Consider the following 16,355-nt stretch of genomic DNA (forward strand, 5'->3'; position numbering starts at 1 on the left):
CATGTCAGACCAAACCACCGTCGGCGTGGGCATGATCGGCTACGCGTTCATGGGCCGCGTCCACTCCCAGGCATGGCGCAGCGTCGGCGCCTTCTTCGACCTGCCGCTGGTACCCCGCATGGCGGTGCTGGCCGGCCGGTCCGAGGAGCACACCGCCGCCGCTGCCGCCCGGCTCGGCTGGGCCGACATCGAGACCGACTGGAGGGAACTGGTCAAACGCGACGACGTGCAGATCGTCGACATCTGCACGCCGGGCGACTCCCACGCCGAGATCGCCATCGCAGCCCTGGCGGCCGGCAAGCACGTGCTCTGTGAGAAGCCGCTGGCCAACAGCGTGGCCGAGGCGGAGGCCATGGTCCGGGCGGCTGCCTCGTCGGCCGGAAAGAGCATGGTGGCCTTCAACTACCGGCGGGTGCCCGCGGTGGCGCTGGCCCGGCGCTACGTCGAGGAGGGCAGGCTCGGCGAGATCAGGCACGTACGAGCCCAATACCTGCAGGACTGGATCGTCGACCCGGAGTTCCCGCTGGTGTGGCGGCTGCAGAAGGACAAGGCCGGGTCCGGCTCGCTCGGCGACATCGGGGCGCACATCATCGATACCGCCCAGTTCATCACCGGCCAGAACATCGTGGGCGTCTCGGCGCTCACCGAGACGTTCGTCAAGGAACGCCCGCTCTCCCCGGGCTCTTCGGAGACCGGGCCCGTCACCGTGGACGACGCCGCGCTGTTCATCGGGCGGCTCTCCGGCGGGGCGGTGGCCTCCTTCGAGGCCACCCGGTTCGCCACCGGGCGCAAGAACGCGCTGCGCATCGAGCTCAACGGCTCGAAGGGCAGCCTCGCCTTCGACTTCGAGGCCATGAACGAGCTGTGGGTCAGCGAGGGTGACAGCGGCTTCAAACGCATCCTGGTCACAGAGCCCGACCACCCCTACGCGGCGGCGTGGTGGCCGCCCGGACACGGCCTCGGGTACGAGCACACCTTCACCCACGAAATCAAGGACTTCCTGGAGGCCATCGCTCAGGGCGACGACCCGGTGCCGTCGTTCGCGGACGGGCTCCGGGTGCAACGCGTGCTCGCGGCGGTCGAGCGCAGTGCGGCTGACTCCAGCCGCTTCACAGTCGTGGAGGACATATGAGACCGGTCACCTTGTTCACCGGCCAGTGGGCCGACCTGCCGTTCGAGGAGGTGTGCCGGCTCGCCGCCGAATGGGGCTACGACGGCCTTGAGATCGCCTGCTCCGGCGACCACTTCGACGTGGCGCAGGCGATCAGCGACCCGTCGTACGTGTCCGCCAAGCGGGCGCAGCTCGACAAGCACGGCCTCAAGGTCTGGACGATCTCCAACCACCTTGTCGGCCAGGCGGTCTGCGACCATCCCATTGACGAGCGCCACAAGGCCATCCTGCCCGCCCGCATCTGGGGCTCGGGCGACCCCGAGTCCGTACGCCAGGCGGCCGCCGAGGACATGAAGAACACGGCGCGAGCAGCGGCCCTGCTGGGCGTCGACACGGTGGTCGGCTTCACCGGCTCGTCGATCTGGCACACGGTGGCCATGTTCCCGCCGGTCCCGGCCTCGATGGTGGAGGCGGGCTACCAGGACTTCGCCGACCGCTGGAACCCCATCCTCGACGTCTTCGACGAGGAGGGCGTCCGCTTCGCCCACGAGATCCACCCCAGCGAGATCGCCTACGACTACGTGACGACCCAGCGCACCCTGGAGGCCATCGGCCACCGCCCCGCGTTCGGCCTCAACTGGGACCCGTCCCACATGGTCTGGCAGGACCTCGACCCGGTGGCGTTCATCCTGGACTTCGCCGACCGGATCTACCACGTGGACTGCAAGGACACCCGCGTCCGCGTGGGCGACGGCCGCCGCGGCCGCCTGTCCTCCCACCTGCCGTGGGCGGACATGAGGCGCGGCTGGGACTTCGTCTCCACCGGCCGCGGCGACGTGGCCTGGGAGGACTGCTTCCGGGCGCTCAACTCGATCGGGTACGCGGGCCCGATCTCGATCGAGTGGGAGGACGCGGGGATGGACCGGCTGGACGGGGCACGGGAGGCCTTGGGGTACATCCGTGCCCTCAACGCCATCACCCCACCGACCACCGCCTTCGACGCGGCCTTCTCCACCACCTGACCACTCCCGGCTCGCCCGACACGCATGGTCATCGCGTGTCGGGCGCGCTTCGCGCGGATCGGCGCTCAGGCGTGTTTCCTCGGGGCTCCGCCCCGGCGAGGGGCTCCCGACCCTCGCGCACCCCAGCCTGCTCCAGCGGAGGACTGGCTGACTTCTGGGCCGATTCGGTCCTCGGAGCCGGAGGCGTCTGAACTGGCTGGTCCGACCAGCCCGGCACCAGCGGCGAAAGGGCTATCGAGGCCCGAGTCCCGTCTTTCCGTCGAGCAGTTCGCGTGCGACGTCGAGGTGGCCCGCATGGCGTGCGGTCTCCTCGATCATGTGCAGGACGATCCGCCGCATATCGGTGACCTCGTCTCCAAGCGGACCTGGGTGACGTCCTCGTGGGGGCGTCGACAGAGGAGTAGCGGCAAGCACTGCGTTGGACCGCTCGCACTGGGCGCGGTAGAACGCGAAGACCACAGACGGCGGTCGTGGTGTCGTCAGTGGCGTGGCGTCGTCGGGCCAAGGAAGTGGCTCGGCGGATCCGGTGGCGATCTCCTGGAACCAGTGCCGCTCCGCGTGACCGAGGTGCTCCACGAGGCCCAGCACCGTCCATCCCGTGGGCAGGACCGCGGTTGACAAGGCTTCGATGTCGAGGCCGTCCACGATCGCGAGAACGCTGGCGCGCTGCGCCTCCAGGAACATCAGCAGCGTGTTCTTCTCGTCGTCATCCACCGGGTCCACGCTCTCTCTGATCAGACAATGAAGAGCTGCCGGAGAGCTCGTGCAGGATCCTCGCCGGCGAATGCCGCACGGTAGCAAGCGGAACCGACATTTATCGGGACACCGGCCCGCCAAGCCAGTCAGGCTTCTTCCCGGCTCGGTCTGTGACGCGGGGCGTCTATCGGCGGCGGGCTGGAGGACGATCGTGACGTCCGTCCGCTCAGCCGGGATCGGCGCAGAGCTGGGACATCAAGGTAGTACAGGCCCACTCTTCCCACGTGTCCGGTGACCAGTCGCGGTCGCGGACGAAGATCAGGTAGAGCTGCGGGCTGAGCAGGCCGAACAGCAGGTCCGCCGCCATCTCCACGGAGAGGCCGGGGCGCGCGTCGGGCTTGCCGGCCAGGGCTTCGGCCGCTGCGTACTGCACGGTGTAACGCGGATCGGAGCCGTCCGGCCACTGGGCGGCGATCTCAGGGTCGGTGGCCGCGGCAGCCGCGATCAGCGGCATGATCGGGGCGACCCGGCCCAGGATCTCGCGGGTGCCGTGGACGTGCGCGCGCAGTTGCCCGGCTGCGGTGGGCTCGGCGCACGCGGCGCGAAACCACTCACGATCCATGGTGGCGACCGGCTCGGTGTCCCCGGCGATGGACGTATCGACGACGTCCTTGAACAGCGTGCGCTTGTTGTGGAAGACGAAGTAGACCGTCTGGACGGCCACGCCCGCCCGGTCCGCTACTTCCTGCAGGCTCGTCGCCCCGTAACCCTGCGCGACGAACAGCTCGCGAGCCGCCTCGACGATCTTTTCGTGGGTGCGGCGTGAGCGCTCTGCTCGCTTGTCCGGCCGCTTGACTCTGTCCACCGGCCTCCGCTATCAGATGTGCCGCGAGGCCGCTCGGTGTCGCGGAACATGTCACATTTCCAACCTCTACGGCGTCTATATAGGGAGGTGTCCACGAGAACGGGGAGTGACATGCCCACAGTGCCTGACGCGGAGGTCGGCGTGAGCGGGGATCACGGATGAGCGAGCTCAAGACCATCCCGAAGGCCGTCTCCAGCCCCTCGAACTTCCTCGACGAGCGCCTCGGTGCGGCCAACTTCGTCAAGCGCAACATGCGCAAGGTCTTCCCCGACCACTGGTCGTTCCTGCTGGGTGAGATCGCGCTCTACTCCTTCGTCATCCTGCTGCTGACCGGTACGTTCCTGACGTTCTGGTTCAAGCCGAGCATGGCGGAAGTCGCCTACGACGGGTCGTACGCCCCGCTCAAGGGCGTCATGATGTCCCAGGCCTACGCGTCGTCGCTGGAGCTCAGCTTCGACGTCCGGGGTGGCCTCCTGGTCAGGCAGCTGCATCACTGGGCGGCCCTGATGTTCGTGGCCGGCATGATGGTGCACGCGCTGCGGGTGTTCTTCACCGGCGCCTACCGCAAGCCGCGCGAGCTCAACTACCTGATCGGCGTGCTGCTGCTGACGCTGGCGCTCCTCGAAGGGCTGACCGGCTACTCGCTGCCCGACGACCTGCTGTCCGGCGCGGGTCTGCGGATCACCGAAGGGGTGTTGATCTCACTGCCGCTGGTCGGCACGTACGCGACGTTCTTCCTGTTCGGCGGGGAGTATCCGGGCGGAGATGTCATCTCCCGGTTCTATTCGCTGCACATTCTGCTCATCCCGGGCATCATCCTGGCGCTGGTCACCGTCCACCTGGTGCTCATGTGGACGCAGAAGCACACCCAGATGGCCGGCAAGACCCAGACGAACCAGAACGTGGTGGGCGCGCCCTTCTATCCGACGTTCATGGCCAAGGCGGGCGCGTACTTCATGTTCACGTTCGCGGTGGTGGCGGGGTTGGCGACGTTCGCGCAGATCAACCCGATCTGGCTGTTCGGGCCCTACACGCCCGCCGACGTGTCGGCCGGTTCGCAGCCCGACTTCTACATGGGCTTCCTCGAAGGCTCGCTGCGCATCATGGTGCCGTGGGAGATCAACCTGTTCGGTACGTCCCATGCGGGAACACTGCCGCTCAGCGTGATCATCCCGGCGCTGGTGCCGCTGGGCGTCGTTTTGACGGGTCTGGCGTTGTATCCGTTCGTGGAGCGATGGGTCACGGGGGACAACCGCGAGCACCACATCGCCGAGCGCCCGCGCGACAACCCGCACCGCACCTCTATCGGCGTGTCGGCCATCGCGTTCTACGGTGTGCTCTGGCTCTTCGGTGCCAATGATGAGATCTCGGCCAATTTCCATATCAGCCTCAACGTGACGACGTACGCGGGGCGGGTCCTGGTCTTCGTGGCGCCCGCGCTGGCGTACCTGATCACGTATCGCATCTGCCTCGGCCTGCAGCGCTACGACGCGGGAGTCCTCTCGCACGGTGTCGAGTCGGGTGTGATCAAGCGGTTGCCCAGTGGTGAGTTCGTCGAGGCCCACTTGCCGGCGGCGGACGACATCGAGGCGCACGTACGGGGCAAGGAGCCGGTGCCGATGCTGGCGGTCGCCGAGCCCGACAGCGCGGGCATCCCGCCGAAGGGCATGCGCGGCCCACTGGGCAGACTGCGCCGCCGGATGTCGAAGGCGTACGGGGGCGAGAAGATCCCCCTCGACGAGGGAAAGGGAGATCGCACGGGCGATGACCGTGCGCTGATCCACTAAGGGCACCTGAAGAAAATCGTAAGTGGGGTCTGAAAGGTTGTGGGCGTCACCAAGCGGCACCCCGACACTGAGGAGATCCCGATGCGCAAACTCATCAACTCGACCTACATCACCCTCGACGGCGTCATCGAGAACCCGGTGTGGACCATGCCCTACTTCGACGATGAGGCCGCCGCCTTCGCCGGCGAGCAGACGGATACCGCCGACGCGCTGCTGATGGGCCGTGCCACGTACGACGGTATGTCCGCCGCCTGGCCGACCCGGGACGAGAGCGACCCGAGCACCGGCGCGGCCTACTTCAACAGCGTCAAGAAGTACGTCGCCTCTACCACTCTGACCGACCCCGCCTGGAAGAACAGCGAGGTGCTGCAGGGTGACCTGATCGAGGAGGTCACCAAGATCAAGGCCCAGGAGGGCAAGGACATCCTGCAGTACGGCTTCGGCTCGGTCACCACTCAGCTCATCAGGGCCGGTCTGCTGGACGAGGTCCGGTTCTGGATCGTCCCGGTCCTGGAAGGCGCCGAGAGCCTGACGACGCCGCTCAAGGACTTCAAGGCGTCGTTCGAGCTGGTCGACACCAAGGTCATGAAGAGCGGCGTGATCATCGCCTCGTACCGGCCGAAGGCGGCCGAGTGACGGATGGGCCCGGGGTCACGACCGCGGGGTGGTCTCGGCGAGACGGATCTCACTGAACAGCTTGAGCGTCACCGGCCGCAGCCGCAGCCGTGCCTCGCGCGGCCAGCGCAGTCTCAAAGACGGGAACACCGTTTCCAGGACGATCTTCAGGTAGGGGCGGCCGGAACGACCGACGGGAATCTTGGCGCACAGAGCGGACACGCTCGCGAAGGTCTCCCGTCGGCCGAGCCGCAGCCGGGTCCGCCCGCTGAACTGGTTCGGGATCCCGGCGGCTTCGAGGCTCACCGATTCCCACAGCAGTTCGGCCGTCTCCTCCTCCCGCAGCCACGCCGGGCGCGTCGGTAGCGGCAGTCGCAGGGTGAATCCCGCCGGCAGTCCGGCCGGAGTCAGCCGGAAGGAACCCTGGAACCACGGCAGCTCGTCGAGGAGCCGAGGACCCTTCAGGGTGCTCATCGACAGGCTCGCCGCACTGGCTTCCATGGCGATCCGCCAGCTGGTGGGGTCGGTATATGGGACTTCCGGGATGGACACCAACGGGATTCATCTCCCCTGCGCGGACGCCTGGACTCACGGGCGGCTACCTATATGACGCTCGGGCGGCTACCTATAAGACGTTTTAACCGCGGAAAATGTGACAGGGCGCTGTTCCTCAGTTGGTGAGGTCGTCGTACCACTGAGGTGTCCTGACCTTCAGCGGGTCGGGGGCGGGACCGGCGCCGGGGCCGGGCAGGACGTAGAGGTCGACGGTGTCGGAGCTGTGGTCGCGGGAGCCGCTCACGATCCAGTCGTCCTTGATCCGGTCCGCGGGAACGGGCTGGTCGGAGAAGCCGCCGTCAGGGTAGCTCCACAGCAGGCGGTAGCCGACCTTCAACCCGCGGCGGCGCGCCTCGGCGCGCACAGCCGCGACCGTCTTGCCGTGAGCCGTGTAGCCGTCCATGGCCTCCTCTCCCTCGGGGTCGAAGGCAACGTCCTCGGCATAGGGTTCGCCCGGCTTGGCGGGGCGGCCGACCCCGAACACGACTCGTCCGGGGAAGTCCGAAGGCATCCAGACCTTGCCGCAGAACACCGACGCGCAAGGTGTCACGCCCTGCACTCCGATGCTTCCGTGCCATTTGAAGCCCTCCGGGACGACTGGGCCGATCAGCTTGCCGACCTCGTCCGGCGCCACCGGGATGACCTTCACCGTGACGTTCAACCCGACCGCCCGAAACGCCTCCTCGAAGCGCCGACGGTCGGCCGCAGGGTCGGTGATGGTGACGCTGAAATAGTCCTCGGCCCTCTTGATGGAGACGGCCGCGTTGGCGAACTCGGTCGCCGGGCCACTGGCCGGCAGGCCGACGCCGATCGCCACGGCCACGGCCGCGGCGGTGACCGCCGAGATCAGGACAGGCCAGCGGGGTCCGAAGGTTCCCCTTCGCGGAAGCCAGGACCGTCGGCGGCCTGGAGCCGGTGTCGCCATGATCGCCGCACGCAGCTCGCGCGCGCCGGGCCCCTGTTCCGGCGCGTGCGGGGTCGGGTCGATGGCCCTCATCAGGTTGTCGATGTCACTCATGCTTCCCCCATCGCGATCGTCATGGACGTCCGCCGCTCCAGCGCCGCCGCCAGCCGCTTGCGCGCCCGATGCAGCCGGGTCCGGGCGGCGACGGCCGTACATCCCAAAACCTTGGCGATCTGCTCGCTGCTCAGACCCTCCCAGTGGGCCAGCGCCATGACCTCGCGATCACGCTCGGGCAGCTCGTCGAAAGCGGCGCGTACGTACTCCAGATCGATCGGTCTGACGGGCCGGTCGGCGGCCAGTTCGTCACGGAGCCGCTCAGCGAGCCCGGCCCTGCGGGACGCGCCGCGTTGCTGGTTGGCCAGCACGCGGCGGGCCACGCCGTATAACCAGAGCAGTGCCCGCTCGCCCTCGGGCACATCGCCGATGCGCCGCCAGGCGGTGAGGAACGTCTCGGAGATGACGTCGGCGGTGTCGTCGGGGGAACTGGTACGGCGGACGGCGTACTGGTGTATCGCCGGATAGTACGCGTCATAGACCGCTTCGAAGCGATCTCGGTGTGTCACAGAGTCTCCTTACCGAAAGGTGCCGGACACCTTGGTAAGTGTCCGGCACCCTTCGGCCTGTTGCAGAGCAGGTCTCGACTCCTCAGTACACCGCCTGTCCAGTCAGATGCTGCGCCCTCGTGGGACCCGCTCCACCTCCCCCGAGGCTGGAAACGGGGAAGAAACACGCTGCTGGCTTCAATGCCTCCCATGACGCGACACCGATCAGCGCCGGCATGGTTCGGCATGAACAAGAGCGCTCCCGAGAGCATGGATCGGCGCGGATTTCTGCGGCGGGCCGGTCTGGCCGTCGGCGCCGGGGTGATGCTTCCGCAACTTGGGTTGGCACGGACGAGCGCGCCGCTCTCCATGGCCCTGAGTTCCTCGACATCGAGCATCGACCCCGACCGGCTTTTCAAGAGCGGCGACTTCAAGCAGGCCGACCGGGGTTATGCGTATCTCCTGCGCGAGGATCCCGGCAACGCGCACGCCGTCGCACAGCGCGGGCGTATCGCGCTGCTGTCCAACAAGTTCGAAGAAGCCGAGAAGTTGCTGACCAAGGCCATCGGTCTGGCCCCGGATGACACCTTCTCCAAGCGGCAACTGGCGGAATGCTTTGTCCGGCAGGACGAGGTCGCCCGCGCCGTTCCCCTGCTCCGGGGCACCGGGGATCCGAGCGACGCGGCATTCGCCACCCAGTACGCCGGCGTGACCGGCAGGCCGTATGAGGTGCGGGGCGCGCAGAAGACCCGAGTTCCCTTCGTGTGCGTCGATCCCCTGCCCTGTGTCGAAGCCGCGGTGAATGGGGCGCGGCCGCAGAGCTTTCTCATCGACACGGGGGCGACGCTGGCCTTCTCCACGAAAACGGCCGAGCAGGCCGGTCTTCGCGCGCTGTCCACCAGCATCAGCCATCCCGCCGGGCAGACCCTCACGACGTATCACGGCGTCATGGAATCGTTCCGGCTGGGCGACATCGTGCTGCGCAATGTTCCGGTCGTCTGGTACGACCTGAGAATGCCGGACCTGCCGGACGGCTCTCAGCCGTCAGGCGTCATCGGGACCACGCTGCTTTCCCACTTCCTGGCCACGATGGACTATGCGAAACAGGCGCTGATCCTGCGGCGTAAGACGGGAGCGCAACAACGGGAGTTCCAGGCGGAGGCCAGGCGCTCCGGAGCCGACCGCCTGCCGTTGTGGCTGGCGGGTGACCACGTGCCCTGCACGCTGGGCAGCCTCAACGACTACGGTCCGCGAGTGGCCTCTCTCGACACGGGAGGCATGGAGATGGGGGTCATGACGACCGAGGAGAACGCGAAACGCGCGGGTATCGCGATCGATTACGAACATCCGACGACAGGTGGCGGTATGACGACATACCCGATCACGCCGGCCAGAATAAGCCTCGGAAGCAAGGTCGGCCGAAACATTCCCGGTGTCGTCGGCGGATGGCCGTGGCTCCAGCTCTTCGGGTTCGAGACGATCGCCAACTTCACCCATGAGTTCTTCAAGCCCCACGCCATCACCTTCGACTATGCGAACATGAATTTCTATATCGCAAATAAATAGCTCGGGCACTTTCGCGTCGGGCGAGGCGGCCGGCGGCTGGCATCCGCTGGACGCGGCGCTGGAGGAGAGGTCGGCGCGGCTGGCCACACTCGGCGGCTACGGTGGCGCTCGCCGCGCTGCTGCGGCGCCTGCCGGGCCTGCGGCTGGCCGTGGCGGGGGAGGAGCTGAGCTGGAAGAGCGGGATGGTCGTCCGCGGGCCGGTGTCCGCTCCCCGTCACCTGGTGATCATCAGCGGTCTGTCACATTCCTCCGGTCCGGGGAGTCATATGAGTAACGGCCGGGACCCTGCCGGCCGATGTGACTCCTGGAGGAACGCGATCATGCAAGCGCGGATGACCAACCCGGCGAAGCTCGTCCCCGACGCCATGAAGGCGATCCTGGCTCTCATCGAGGCGTGCAAGCAGGGCGGCGTGCCCGGCACGACGCTCGAGCTCGTCCACCTGCGGGCCAGCCAGATCAACGGCTGCAGCGTGTGCGTGGACATGGGCTCGCGCAGCGCCAAGAAGGCGGGCGAGAGCGATGAGCGGCTGTGGGCGGTGGCGGCCTGGCGGGAGGCCCCCTACTTCACCGACGCCGAGCGCGCCGCGCTGGCGCTCGCCGAGGCCGTCACTCGGCTCAGCGACCGCATGGACCCGGTTCCGGACGAGATCTGGGACGCGGCCGCCAAGCACTACGACGAGCAGGGACTCTCCTCCCTGCTCCTGATGATCTCCGCGACCAACGTCTTCAACCGTCTCAACGTCGCCACCCAGCAGGTGGCGGGCGCCTGGTGACGACGAGTACGGAGAAACACCGAGAATGGAGAAGCACGGATGAGCATCGCGGTGGAGCCCATCGGCTGGGTCGAGTCCCCGCTGGTCGAGCGGGACCAGGCCCCGAGGCAGGGTGACGAGGGCGCGCCCGAGGCGTGGCTGGTGTTCGTGGACTCGGTGCTCGACGGGCTGCGCGACCTGCGGGTGGGTGCCGAGGTCATCGTGCTGACCTGGTTCGACCGGGCCTGCCGGGACACGCTGGTGGTGCACCCGCGTGGCGATCGTTCGCGGCCTGCACAGGGCGTGTTCAGCACGCGGTCGCCCGATCGGCCGAACCCGATCGGGCTGCACCGCGTACGGATCCTCGCCATCGAGGGAAAGCGCCTGCGCGTCAGCGGCCTCGAAGCGCTGAACGGCACCCCGCTCGTGGACGTCAAGCCGGTGCTCGACCGCGACACCGAACGCTGAGTCCTGAGGACATTCAGTCCATCAGGACGATCTGGCGCAGCACCTCGCCGCCCTTGAGCGCGGCCACGGCGTCGTTCAGGTCGGCCAGCCGGATCCGGGCGCTGATCATGGATTCCAGGTCCAGCTGGCCTGCCTTGTAGAGCTTGGCGAAGTAGGGGAAGGCGTGTCGTACGTCGGCTTCGCCGTACAGGCTGGACAGCAGGTTCTTGCCCTCGAACAGCAGGCTGAACGCGGAGATCGACACCATGTCGTCCACCGCGCCCGCGCCGACCACGATGACCTCGCCGCCCGCGCGGGTGACCTGCCACGCGCTCTGGATGGTGGCCGCCTTGCCGACCACCTCGAAGCCGTAGTCGAAGCCGCCGCCGCCGGTCAGCTCGTTGAGCGCCTCGGGGACCTGCTCGGGGGTGACGGCGTGGGTGGCGCCGACCTTCTTGGCCAGCTCGTGCTTGGACTCCAGCGGGTCGATCGCCAGGATCGTCCGGGCGCCGGAGACGCGCGCGCCCTGGATGACGGACAGGCCGACGCCGCCGCAGCCGACGACGGCGACGGTCGAGCCGGGCCGTACCTTGGCGGTGTTGAGGGCGGCGCCCACGCCGGTGGTGATGCCGCAGCCGATCAGCGCGGCCGCCTCCCACGAGATGTCCGTGTCGATCTTGATCGCGCCCTGCCACGGTACGACGATCTCCTCGGCCCAGGTGCCGCACCCGGCCATGCCGTACGCCGTCTGGTCGCCGCCGAAGCGGAAGTTGCCCTTGGTGAAGGACTCGATCACGTACTTCATGCAGAGGTACGGCTGGCCGCCCAGGCACAGCTCGCAGTCCTGGCAGGACGGACGCCAGTTGATGATCACGTGATCGCCCGGCGAGACCGAGGAGACGTGCTCGCCCACCTCGACCACCTCGCCCGCGCCCTCGTGACCCGGGACGAGCGGCACGGGCTGCGGCAGCACGCCGGACATGGCCGACAGGTCCGAATGGCAGACGCCCGTAGCCTTGATCCGCACCCGCACGTCGGTCGGGCCGACAGGGGTGAGGGTGACATCGTCGCGGATGTCCAGCTTGTCGTCGCCTACGGCGTGCAGAAGGGCGGCGCGCATGGGGAGTTCCTCCTCCGGCTATTCCTCTAGGGAAAGAGCGGCTTTGGGGCAGGATCGGACCGCGTGGCGGACGCGGTCCAGGAGTTCGGGGGGTGGTTCCGGGAGCAGGATGTGGAGCTGGTCGTCGTCGTCCACGTCGAACACCTCGGGTGCGAGCCCCATGCACACCGCATTGGCCTCGCACACCATCTCATCGACCTTGATTTTCATGTGAGCCTCCTGTGATCCCATGAGACCACTTTGGTGCGCTCGACAAGGTACGCGACCCGTTTCCGGCCGGTTTGTTCGACATAGGGGTGCAAAAGTTCGTCCGGCACGTCCGGGGTCATCCTGCGCGTGACCTTCATGCCGATGGCCAGGACCTGCTCGGGCTCGTCCACGCGCTTGGCCTCGCCGTACAGCAGGACGCCGCGCAACTCGTTGTAGTCCTCGCCGGTCTCGATCAGGCAGCTGACCCGCGGATCGCGCTCCAGGTTGCGGACCTTCTGCGCCTTGGCGTAGCTCCAGAAGACGATCCGCCCCTCGTCGAGGCCGTAGAACATGGTCACCAGATGCGGCGTGCCGTCGGGGTTGATGGTCGCGAGCTGGAGCTTGCGGGCCCCTTCGAGGAAGGCGGTGACCTCGTCGCCGGACATCGCGATGCGAGCGCGCTGATTCACGTTGCCAAGTAGAACAGGTTGCAGAATAGCGGGCAAGGGGGCGCTGGAATGTTGTTCGGTTCTACTAGGGTGCATCCCTATGACGATGCCGCCTGAACTGCGATTCGCAGCCAAGCAAGCCAAGGGTTTCATGCCGGAAAAGGAGGGCCTGGCGCTGTTCGAGGCGGCTTGCCAGTACGGCAAGCTCGGGCCGATCTGTGAGATCGGTACCTACTGCGGCAAGTCGGCCGTCTACCTCGGGGCGGCGGCCAGGCTGGCCGGGTCCGTGGTCATCACGGTGGACCACCATCGCGGCTCGGAGGAGATCCAGCCCGGCTGGGCCCACCATGACCCGACGCTGGTCGATCCGCGCTTCGGCAAGATGGACTCGCTGCCGACGTTCCGGCAGACGATCGCCGCCGCCGGGCTGGAGGACGAGGTGATCGCCGTGGTCGGCCACTCCGAGCAGGTGGCCCGGCTCTGGAACACGCCTTTGGGGCTGCTGTTCATCGACGGCGGCCACTCCGAGGAGCCGGTGATGCGCGACTACGAGGGCTGGGCGCCGCACGTGATGGCGAGCGGCGCACTGGTCTTCCACGACATCTATCCGGATCCGGCCACCGGTGGTCAGGCTCCCTACCAGGTGTACCTGCGAGCGCTCGCCTCGGGCGCGTTCACCGAGACCTCGGTGGAGGGCTCGCTGCGCGTCCTGGAGCGCGTCGCCCCGGGGATCTAGCCGCGCCTTCTACGGGTCCATGCTCTGCGGGTGTGGGCCCGCCAGGACTGGAAGTCCTCGTGGGTGCGCGGGTCGTGGCCGAGCGCGATGAGCGCCCCCTCGGCCCACCCGGCGGCCTCGTCGGGCTCCGCCCCCGCCAGGATCGGTACGGCCTGCGCCACGTGATCCGGCAGCGCCCCCGCCTGGAGCCTGGCCGAGGCGGCGAACGCGCTCCCCTGAGCCAGATGGGCCCGGAACCCGTCGGCCCCCGCGTGTTCGGTCAGCCACCACAGCTCGTCGGCGCTCGCGCCACCCGTGTGCGTCGCCGCGAACCCGACACCGCTCCACAGATCGGCCCGGCGGCCCGCGGGGTAGGCGGCGATCCTGGCCGCCACGTCGTCGGGTGAGGCGCACTCGTGGTACCAGAGCAGCCGCCCCAGCCCCTGGTCGAAGATCGCGCAGTGGCTCCGGGTGAGCAGGTCGGGCATGGTCCGCTCGCCCACCATCCGATCGGCCCGCGTCAGGCTCCACTGGAACCCGAACCCGTCCACGGCCAGCCACCGGAACAGCGGGTGGGTCCGCCGTACGCCCCACATGGGCCGTACGCGCAGCAGCGCGTAGCCGCGCCCGGCACCGAGGTGCACGGCGTACGGGTGAAGTTGGGCGGGGCCGGCCAGTAGCTCATGAAGGCGCCGGCCCCGAGTCATGGTGAGCAGGTCGAGCACGGTGCACGCGGCACCGGCCCCCTCATAGGCGAAGCTCCGCTGCTCGGGAGCCACCTCGTCGATCCTGTCGGCTTCATCGGAAAGAGCGGCGTTGTACCCGAAAAGGTATGACCGCTCGGCTCCTTCGACGGCCGCCCGGGAATGTCCCTGCCGTAGCCGGAACCTCCGCCGGGCCAGGTCGGCTTCGGACTGCTCCTTCAGCAGCAGCTTCCGTGGCCCGCGAACCGGCGAAAGCGTCGGCTCGGTCCCGTCTTGCGCCAAGAATGCTGTCGGCTCGGTCCTGTCCTGTTCCAAGAACGCTGTTGTGCCCGTGTCGCCCACGCTTCCCCCGAAGACGCCTCGTACGGCCACTCACGAAGCTAGTAACCCCAATGAGGCGTTCGGCGGTGCCGCTCCGCATTTCCCGGCAAAGAACCCGCAAAAGCACTTGCGTACCCGGGCACGATCACGCCCGAGCGGGCGTGCCACGCACTTGTCAGGCGCGAGCGGGCGTGCAACCACACAGGTGCGGGTCGGCTGGGGAGACGGAGGGGGCGCTGATGTCGCGGAAGATCCCCGCTCCCGGGGAGAAGGCGGACAACGCGTCTGCCGCGAGCACCGCCGCCGCGGCGGTATATCCGCTCCGCTCATGTGGGAAGTGCCGCTGGTTGGCGAACTGCCAGCCCGTCCAGTACGACCCGTCCTCATGGCGCAGGTGCTGGACGTCGGCGAACAGCCGGGCGGCCCGGTCGCGGTCGCCCAGCGCGTCGAGGGCCAGCGCCAGCTCGCACGTCTCCGCCCCGGTCACCCACGGCTGGTCCGACACGCACCGGATCCCCAGCCCCGGCACCACGAACGTGCCCCACTCCCGCTCCAGCAGCTCCTGCGCTGCCGCGCCCCGGACGGCGCCGCCGAGCACGGGGTAGTACCAGTCCATGGAGTAGCGGCTCTTGTCGGCGAACGCCTCCGGGTGCGCGGCCAGCACGTGGGCCAGGCGGTCGGCGGCCAGCTCCCAGTGCGGCTGCGGGTCTGCCAAGTGGTCGGCCAGCAGGACGCCGCAGCGCAGCCCCTGGTGGATCGACGAGCAGCCGGTGAGCAGCGCGTAGGAGGAGGCCCGGCCCTGGGCGTCGCGCTCCCAGACGACCTCGCCGCGCTCGGTCTGGAGCCCCACCACATAGTCGAGCGCCCTCTTGACCATCGGCCACCTGAGCTCGGTGCACTCCTGGTCGCCCGTCACCAGGTGATGGTGCCAGACGCCCACGGCGACATAGGCGGCGTGGTTCGACTCGCCGCCCTGCTCGGTGGCGACGCCGTCGACCAGCTTCATCGCCCACGAGCCGTCGTCGCGCTGGTGCCGGGCCAGCCAGTCGTAGCCGCACGCGACGGGGTCGCGCAGGCCCGCCACGGTCATCGCCATCAGGCACTCGACGTGGTTCCACGCGTCCACGTGGCCTTCCGGCCAGGGCACGCCGCCGTCGTCGCTCTGGATCGCCGAGATGCTCAAGGCCGTCCGTACGGCCTCCTCGCGTGAGATCACGCGGCGGGCTTCCTGACGTAGAGCACCACGCTCTTGCCGATGAGCGGGTTGAGCAGGTTCTCGGCCAGCCGGGTGAGCGGCGGGCGCTTCATGATGTCCCAGACCAGCAGCTCGTGGTACGCCTTGGCGAGCGGATGGTCGTCGTTGTTGACGCCGACCGCGCACTTGATCCACCAGTACGGGGCGTGCAGCCCGTGGGCGTGGTGGTGGGGGCCGATGTGGAAGCCGATGGACTTCAGCTTGGCCGACAGCTCAGCCAACGTATAGATCCGGACATGTCCGCCGGGGGCCGTGTGGTAGTCCTCGTCCAGCGCCCAGCAGATCCGCTCGGGCAGGAAGCTCGGCACGGTGATCGCGGCGGTGCCGCCGGGCTTGAGCACCCGGAAGATCTCCCGCATCGCGGCCATGTCGTCGGGGATGTGCTCCAGCACCTCGGCCGCGATGACCCGGTCGAAAGAGCCCTCCTCGAACGGCATGTCCAGAGCCGTACCCTGAACGGTCTCACCGCCGGCGCCGGGCGGCACCTCACCCGCCTTGTCCATCGCCACGAACATGGCCGCCACGCTGTCCAGCTCGGACTGGTCCATGTCGAAGGCGACCACGTCCGCGCCCCGGCGCAGTACCTCGAAGGCATGCCGGCCGCCGCCGCAACCCAGGTCGAGCACGCGTACGCCGGGCCCGACCGGCAGCCGGGCGAAGTCCACCGTCAGCACTTATCG

At 68.3% G+C, this 16,355-nt stretch carries 19 protein-coding genes; 8 read left to right on the forward strand and 11 right to left on the reverse strand.

The features are described from left to right. The first annotated feature begins 1 nt into the window (after position 1). Together AB0H88_RS11700 and AB0H88_RS11705 are read left to right on the forward strand one after the other, a co-directional pair. Positions 2-1,132: a Gfo/Idh/MocA family oxidoreductase gene (locus AB0H88_RS11700; RefSeq protein WP_357643322.1), complete on the forward strand. Its 1,131-nt coding sequence runs from the start codon at positions 2-4 to the stop codon at positions 1,130-1,132. After that, on the forward strand, positions 1,129-2,133 hold the full coding sequence (locus AB0H88_RS11705) for a sugar phosphate isomerase/epimerase family protein (RefSeq protein ID WP_357643324.1): 1,005 nt from the start codon (positions 1,129-1,131) through the stop codon (positions 2,131-2,133). The genes AB0H88_RS11700 and AB0H88_RS11705 overlap by 4 nt, the downstream gene beginning before the upstream one ends. 231 nt (positions 2,134-2,364) lie before the next feature. On the opposite strand, the gene AB0H88_RS11710 is transcribed toward AB0H88_RS11705, so the two are convergent. Next, positions 2,365-2,847 carry a DinB family protein gene (locus AB0H88_RS11710; protein WP_357643326.1) on the reverse strand — a complete coding sequence of 161 codons (483 nt, stop codon included), beginning with the start codon at positions 2,845-2,847 and terminating at the stop codon, positions 2,365-2,367. A gap of 208 nt (positions 2,848-3,055) precedes the next feature. Continuing rightward, positions 3,056-3,694 (reverse strand): helix-turn-helix domain-containing protein, encoded by a 639-nt coding sequence (locus AB0H88_RS11715; protein ID WP_357643328.1) that lies wholly within the window; start codon positions 3,692-3,694, stop codon positions 3,056-3,058. Between the two features lie 158 nt (positions 3,695-3,852). On the opposite strand from AB0H88_RS11715, the gene AB0H88_RS11720 reads away from it, so the two are divergent. Further along, positions 3,853-5,481, forward strand: coding sequence for a ubiquinol-cytochrome c reductase cytochrome b subunit (locus AB0H88_RS11720; RefSeq protein ID WP_357643330.1), 1,629 nt, complete (start codon positions 3,853-3,855; stop codon positions 5,479-5,481). 81 nt (positions 5,482-5,562) lie between these two features. Continuing rightward, positions 5,563-6,117 (forward strand): dihydrofolate reductase family protein, encoded by a 555-nt coding sequence (locus AB0H88_RS11725; protein ID WP_357643332.1) that lies wholly within the window; start codon positions 5,563-5,565, stop codon positions 6,115-6,117. A 15-nt stretch (positions 6,118-6,132) separates the two neighbouring features. Here the strand turns inward: AB0H88_RS11725 and AB0H88_RS11730 are convergent, their stop codons facing one another. The 3 genes from AB0H88_RS11730 to AB0H88_RS11740 all read right to left on the reverse strand — a co-directional run bounded on the left by AB0H88_RS11730 (position 6,133) and on the right by AB0H88_RS11740 (position 8,178). After that, positions 6,133-6,648 carry a hypothetical protein gene (locus tag AB0H88_RS11730; protein ID WP_357643333.1) on the reverse strand — a complete coding sequence of 172 codons (516 nt, stop codon included), beginning with the start codon at positions 6,646-6,648 and terminating at the stop codon, positions 6,133-6,135. A gap of 118 nt (positions 6,649-6,766) precedes the next feature. Then, a complete protein-coding gene (locus tag AB0H88_RS11735) occupies positions 6,767-7,669 on the reverse strand; it encodes a hypothetical protein (protein ID WP_357643335.1) in 903 nt (300 codons plus the stop codon). Beyond that, positions 7,666-8,178 carry an RNA polymerase sigma factor gene (locus AB0H88_RS11740; RefSeq protein ID WP_357643337.1) on the reverse strand — a complete coding sequence of 171 codons (513 nt, stop codon included), beginning with the start codon at positions 8,176-8,178 and terminating at the stop codon, positions 7,666-7,668. The genes AB0H88_RS11735 and AB0H88_RS11740 overlap by 4 nt, the downstream gene beginning before the upstream one ends. A gap of 225 nt (positions 8,179-8,403) precedes the next feature. Between AB0H88_RS11740 and AB0H88_RS11745 the strand changes: the two genes are divergently transcribed. The 3 genes from AB0H88_RS11745 to tsaA all read left to right on the forward strand — a co-directional run bounded on the left by AB0H88_RS11745 (position 8,404) and on the right by tsaA (position 10,943). Further along, on the forward strand, positions 8,404-9,723 hold the full coding sequence (locus AB0H88_RS11745; protein WP_357643340.1) for an aspartyl protease family protein: 1,320 nt from the start codon (positions 8,404-8,406) through the stop codon (positions 9,721-9,723). Between the two features lie 101 nt (positions 9,724-9,824). Then, entirely contained in the window at positions 9,825-10,496 is a 672-nt protein-coding gene (locus AB0H88_RS11750) for a carboxymuconolactone decarboxylase family protein (RefSeq protein ID WP_357643342.1), read from the forward strand. A 39-nt stretch (positions 10,497-10,535) separates the two neighbouring features. Beyond that, positions 10,536-10,943, forward strand: a complete 408-nt coding sequence (gene tsaA / locus AB0H88_RS11755) for a tRNA (N6-threonylcarbamoyladenosine(37)-N6)-methyltransferase TrmO (protein WP_357643344.1) — start codon at positions 10,536-10,538, stop codon at positions 10,941-10,943. Positions 10,944-10,956: 13 nt separating this feature from the next. Here tsaA and AB0H88_RS11760 read toward each other — a convergent pair whose 3' ends face one another. The 3 genes from AB0H88_RS11760 to AB0H88_RS11770 are packed head-to-tail and all read right to left on the reverse strand — an operon-like array spanning position 10,957 to position 12,701. Beyond that, complete coding sequence (locus AB0H88_RS11760; protein ID WP_357643346.1) at positions 10,957-12,042, reverse strand: alcohol dehydrogenase catalytic domain-containing protein; 1,086 nt, start codon at positions 12,040-12,042, stop codon at positions 10,957-10,959. Positions 12,043-12,060: 18 nt separating this feature from the next. Further along, on the reverse strand, positions 12,061-12,252 hold the full coding sequence (locus AB0H88_RS11765) for a ferredoxin (protein WP_219533778.1): 192 nt from the start codon (positions 12,250-12,252) through the stop codon (positions 12,061-12,063). Beyond that, positions 12,249-12,701 (reverse strand): pyridoxamine 5'-phosphate oxidase family protein, encoded by a 453-nt coding sequence (locus AB0H88_RS11770; RefSeq protein WP_357643348.1) that lies wholly within the window; start codon positions 12,699-12,701, stop codon positions 12,249-12,251. Before AB0H88_RS11770 ends, AB0H88_RS11765 begins: the two co-directional genes overlap by 4 nt. Before the next feature lie 85 nt (positions 12,702-12,786). Between AB0H88_RS11770 and AB0H88_RS11775 the strand changes: the two genes are divergently transcribed. Continuing rightward, positions 12,787-13,416: a class I SAM-dependent methyltransferase gene (locus AB0H88_RS11775; RefSeq protein WP_357644746.1), complete on the forward strand. Its 630-nt coding sequence runs from the start codon at positions 12,787-12,789 to the stop codon at positions 13,414-13,416. On the opposite strand, the gene AB0H88_RS11780 is transcribed toward AB0H88_RS11775, so the two are convergent. From AB0H88_RS11780 to AB0H88_RS11790, 3 genes are all read right to left on the reverse strand, one after another. After that, complete coding sequence (locus AB0H88_RS11780) at positions 13,413-14,381, reverse strand: DUF1702 family protein (RefSeq protein ID WP_357643350.1); 969 nt, start codon at positions 14,379-14,381, stop codon at positions 13,413-13,415. The genes AB0H88_RS11775 and AB0H88_RS11780 overlap by 4 nt on opposite strands. 214 nt (positions 14,382-14,595) lie before the next feature. Continuing rightward, entirely contained in the window at positions 14,596-15,636 is a 1,041-nt protein-coding gene (locus AB0H88_RS11785; protein ID WP_357643352.1) for a prenyltransferase, read from the reverse strand. Then, the gene (locus AB0H88_RS11790; RefSeq protein WP_357643354.1) at positions 15,633-16,349 is read right to left on the reverse strand and encodes a methyltransferase domain-containing protein; all 717 of its coding nucleotides are present in this window, start codon (positions 16,347-16,349) and stop codon (positions 15,633-15,635) included. The genes AB0H88_RS11785 and AB0H88_RS11790 overlap by 4 nt, the downstream gene beginning before the upstream one ends. Positions 16,350-16,355 lie beyond the last annotated feature (6 nt).

It is taken from the genome of Nonomuraea sp. NPDC050680 (assembly GCF_040654555.1).
Classification (GTDB): Bacteria; Actinomycetota; Actinomycetes; order Streptosporangiales; family Streptosporangiaceae; genus Nonomuraea.

Bases quoted from the DNA above. Each gene is read 5' to 3' on its own strand.
- AB0H88_RS11735 (WP_357643335.1), bottom strand. From the start codon at position 7,669: ATGAGTGACATCGACAACCTGATGAGGGCCATCGACCCGACCCCGCAC.
- AB0H88_RS11725 (WP_357643332.1), top strand. From the start codon at position 5,563: ATGCGCAAACTCATCAACTCGACCTACATCACCCTCGACGGCGTCATC.
- tsaA (WP_357643344.1), top strand. From the start codon at position 10,536: ATGAGCATCGCGGTGGAGCCCATCGGCTGGGTCGAGTCCCCGCTGGTC.
- AB0H88_RS11700 (WP_357643322.1), top strand. From the start codon at position 2: ATGTCAGACCAAACCACCGTCGGCGTGGGCATGATCGGCTACGCGTTC.
- AB0H88_RS11775 (WP_357644746.1), top strand. From the start codon at position 12,787: ATGCCGCCTGAACTGCGATTCGCAGCCAAGCAAGCCAAGGGTTTCATG.
- AB0H88_RS11720 (WP_357643330.1), top strand. From the start codon at position 3,853: ATGAGCGAGCTCAAGACCATCCCGAAGGCCGTCTCCAGCCCCTCGAAC.
- AB0H88_RS11745 (WP_357643340.1), top strand. From the start codon at position 8,404: ATGAACAAGAGCGCTCCCGAGAGCATGGATCGGCGCGGATTTCTGCGG.
- AB0H88_RS11765 (WP_219533778.1), bottom strand. From the start codon at position 12,252: ATGAAAATCAAGGTCGATGAGATGGTGTGCGAGGCCAATGCGGTGTGC.
- AB0H88_RS11705 (WP_357643324.1), top strand. From the start codon at position 1,129: ATGAGACCGGTCACCTTGTTCACCGGCCAGTGGGCCGACCTGCCGTTC.
- AB0H88_RS11760 (WP_357643346.1), bottom strand. From the start codon at position 12,042: ATGCGCGCCGCCCTTCTGCACGCCGTAGGCGACGACAAGCTGGACATC.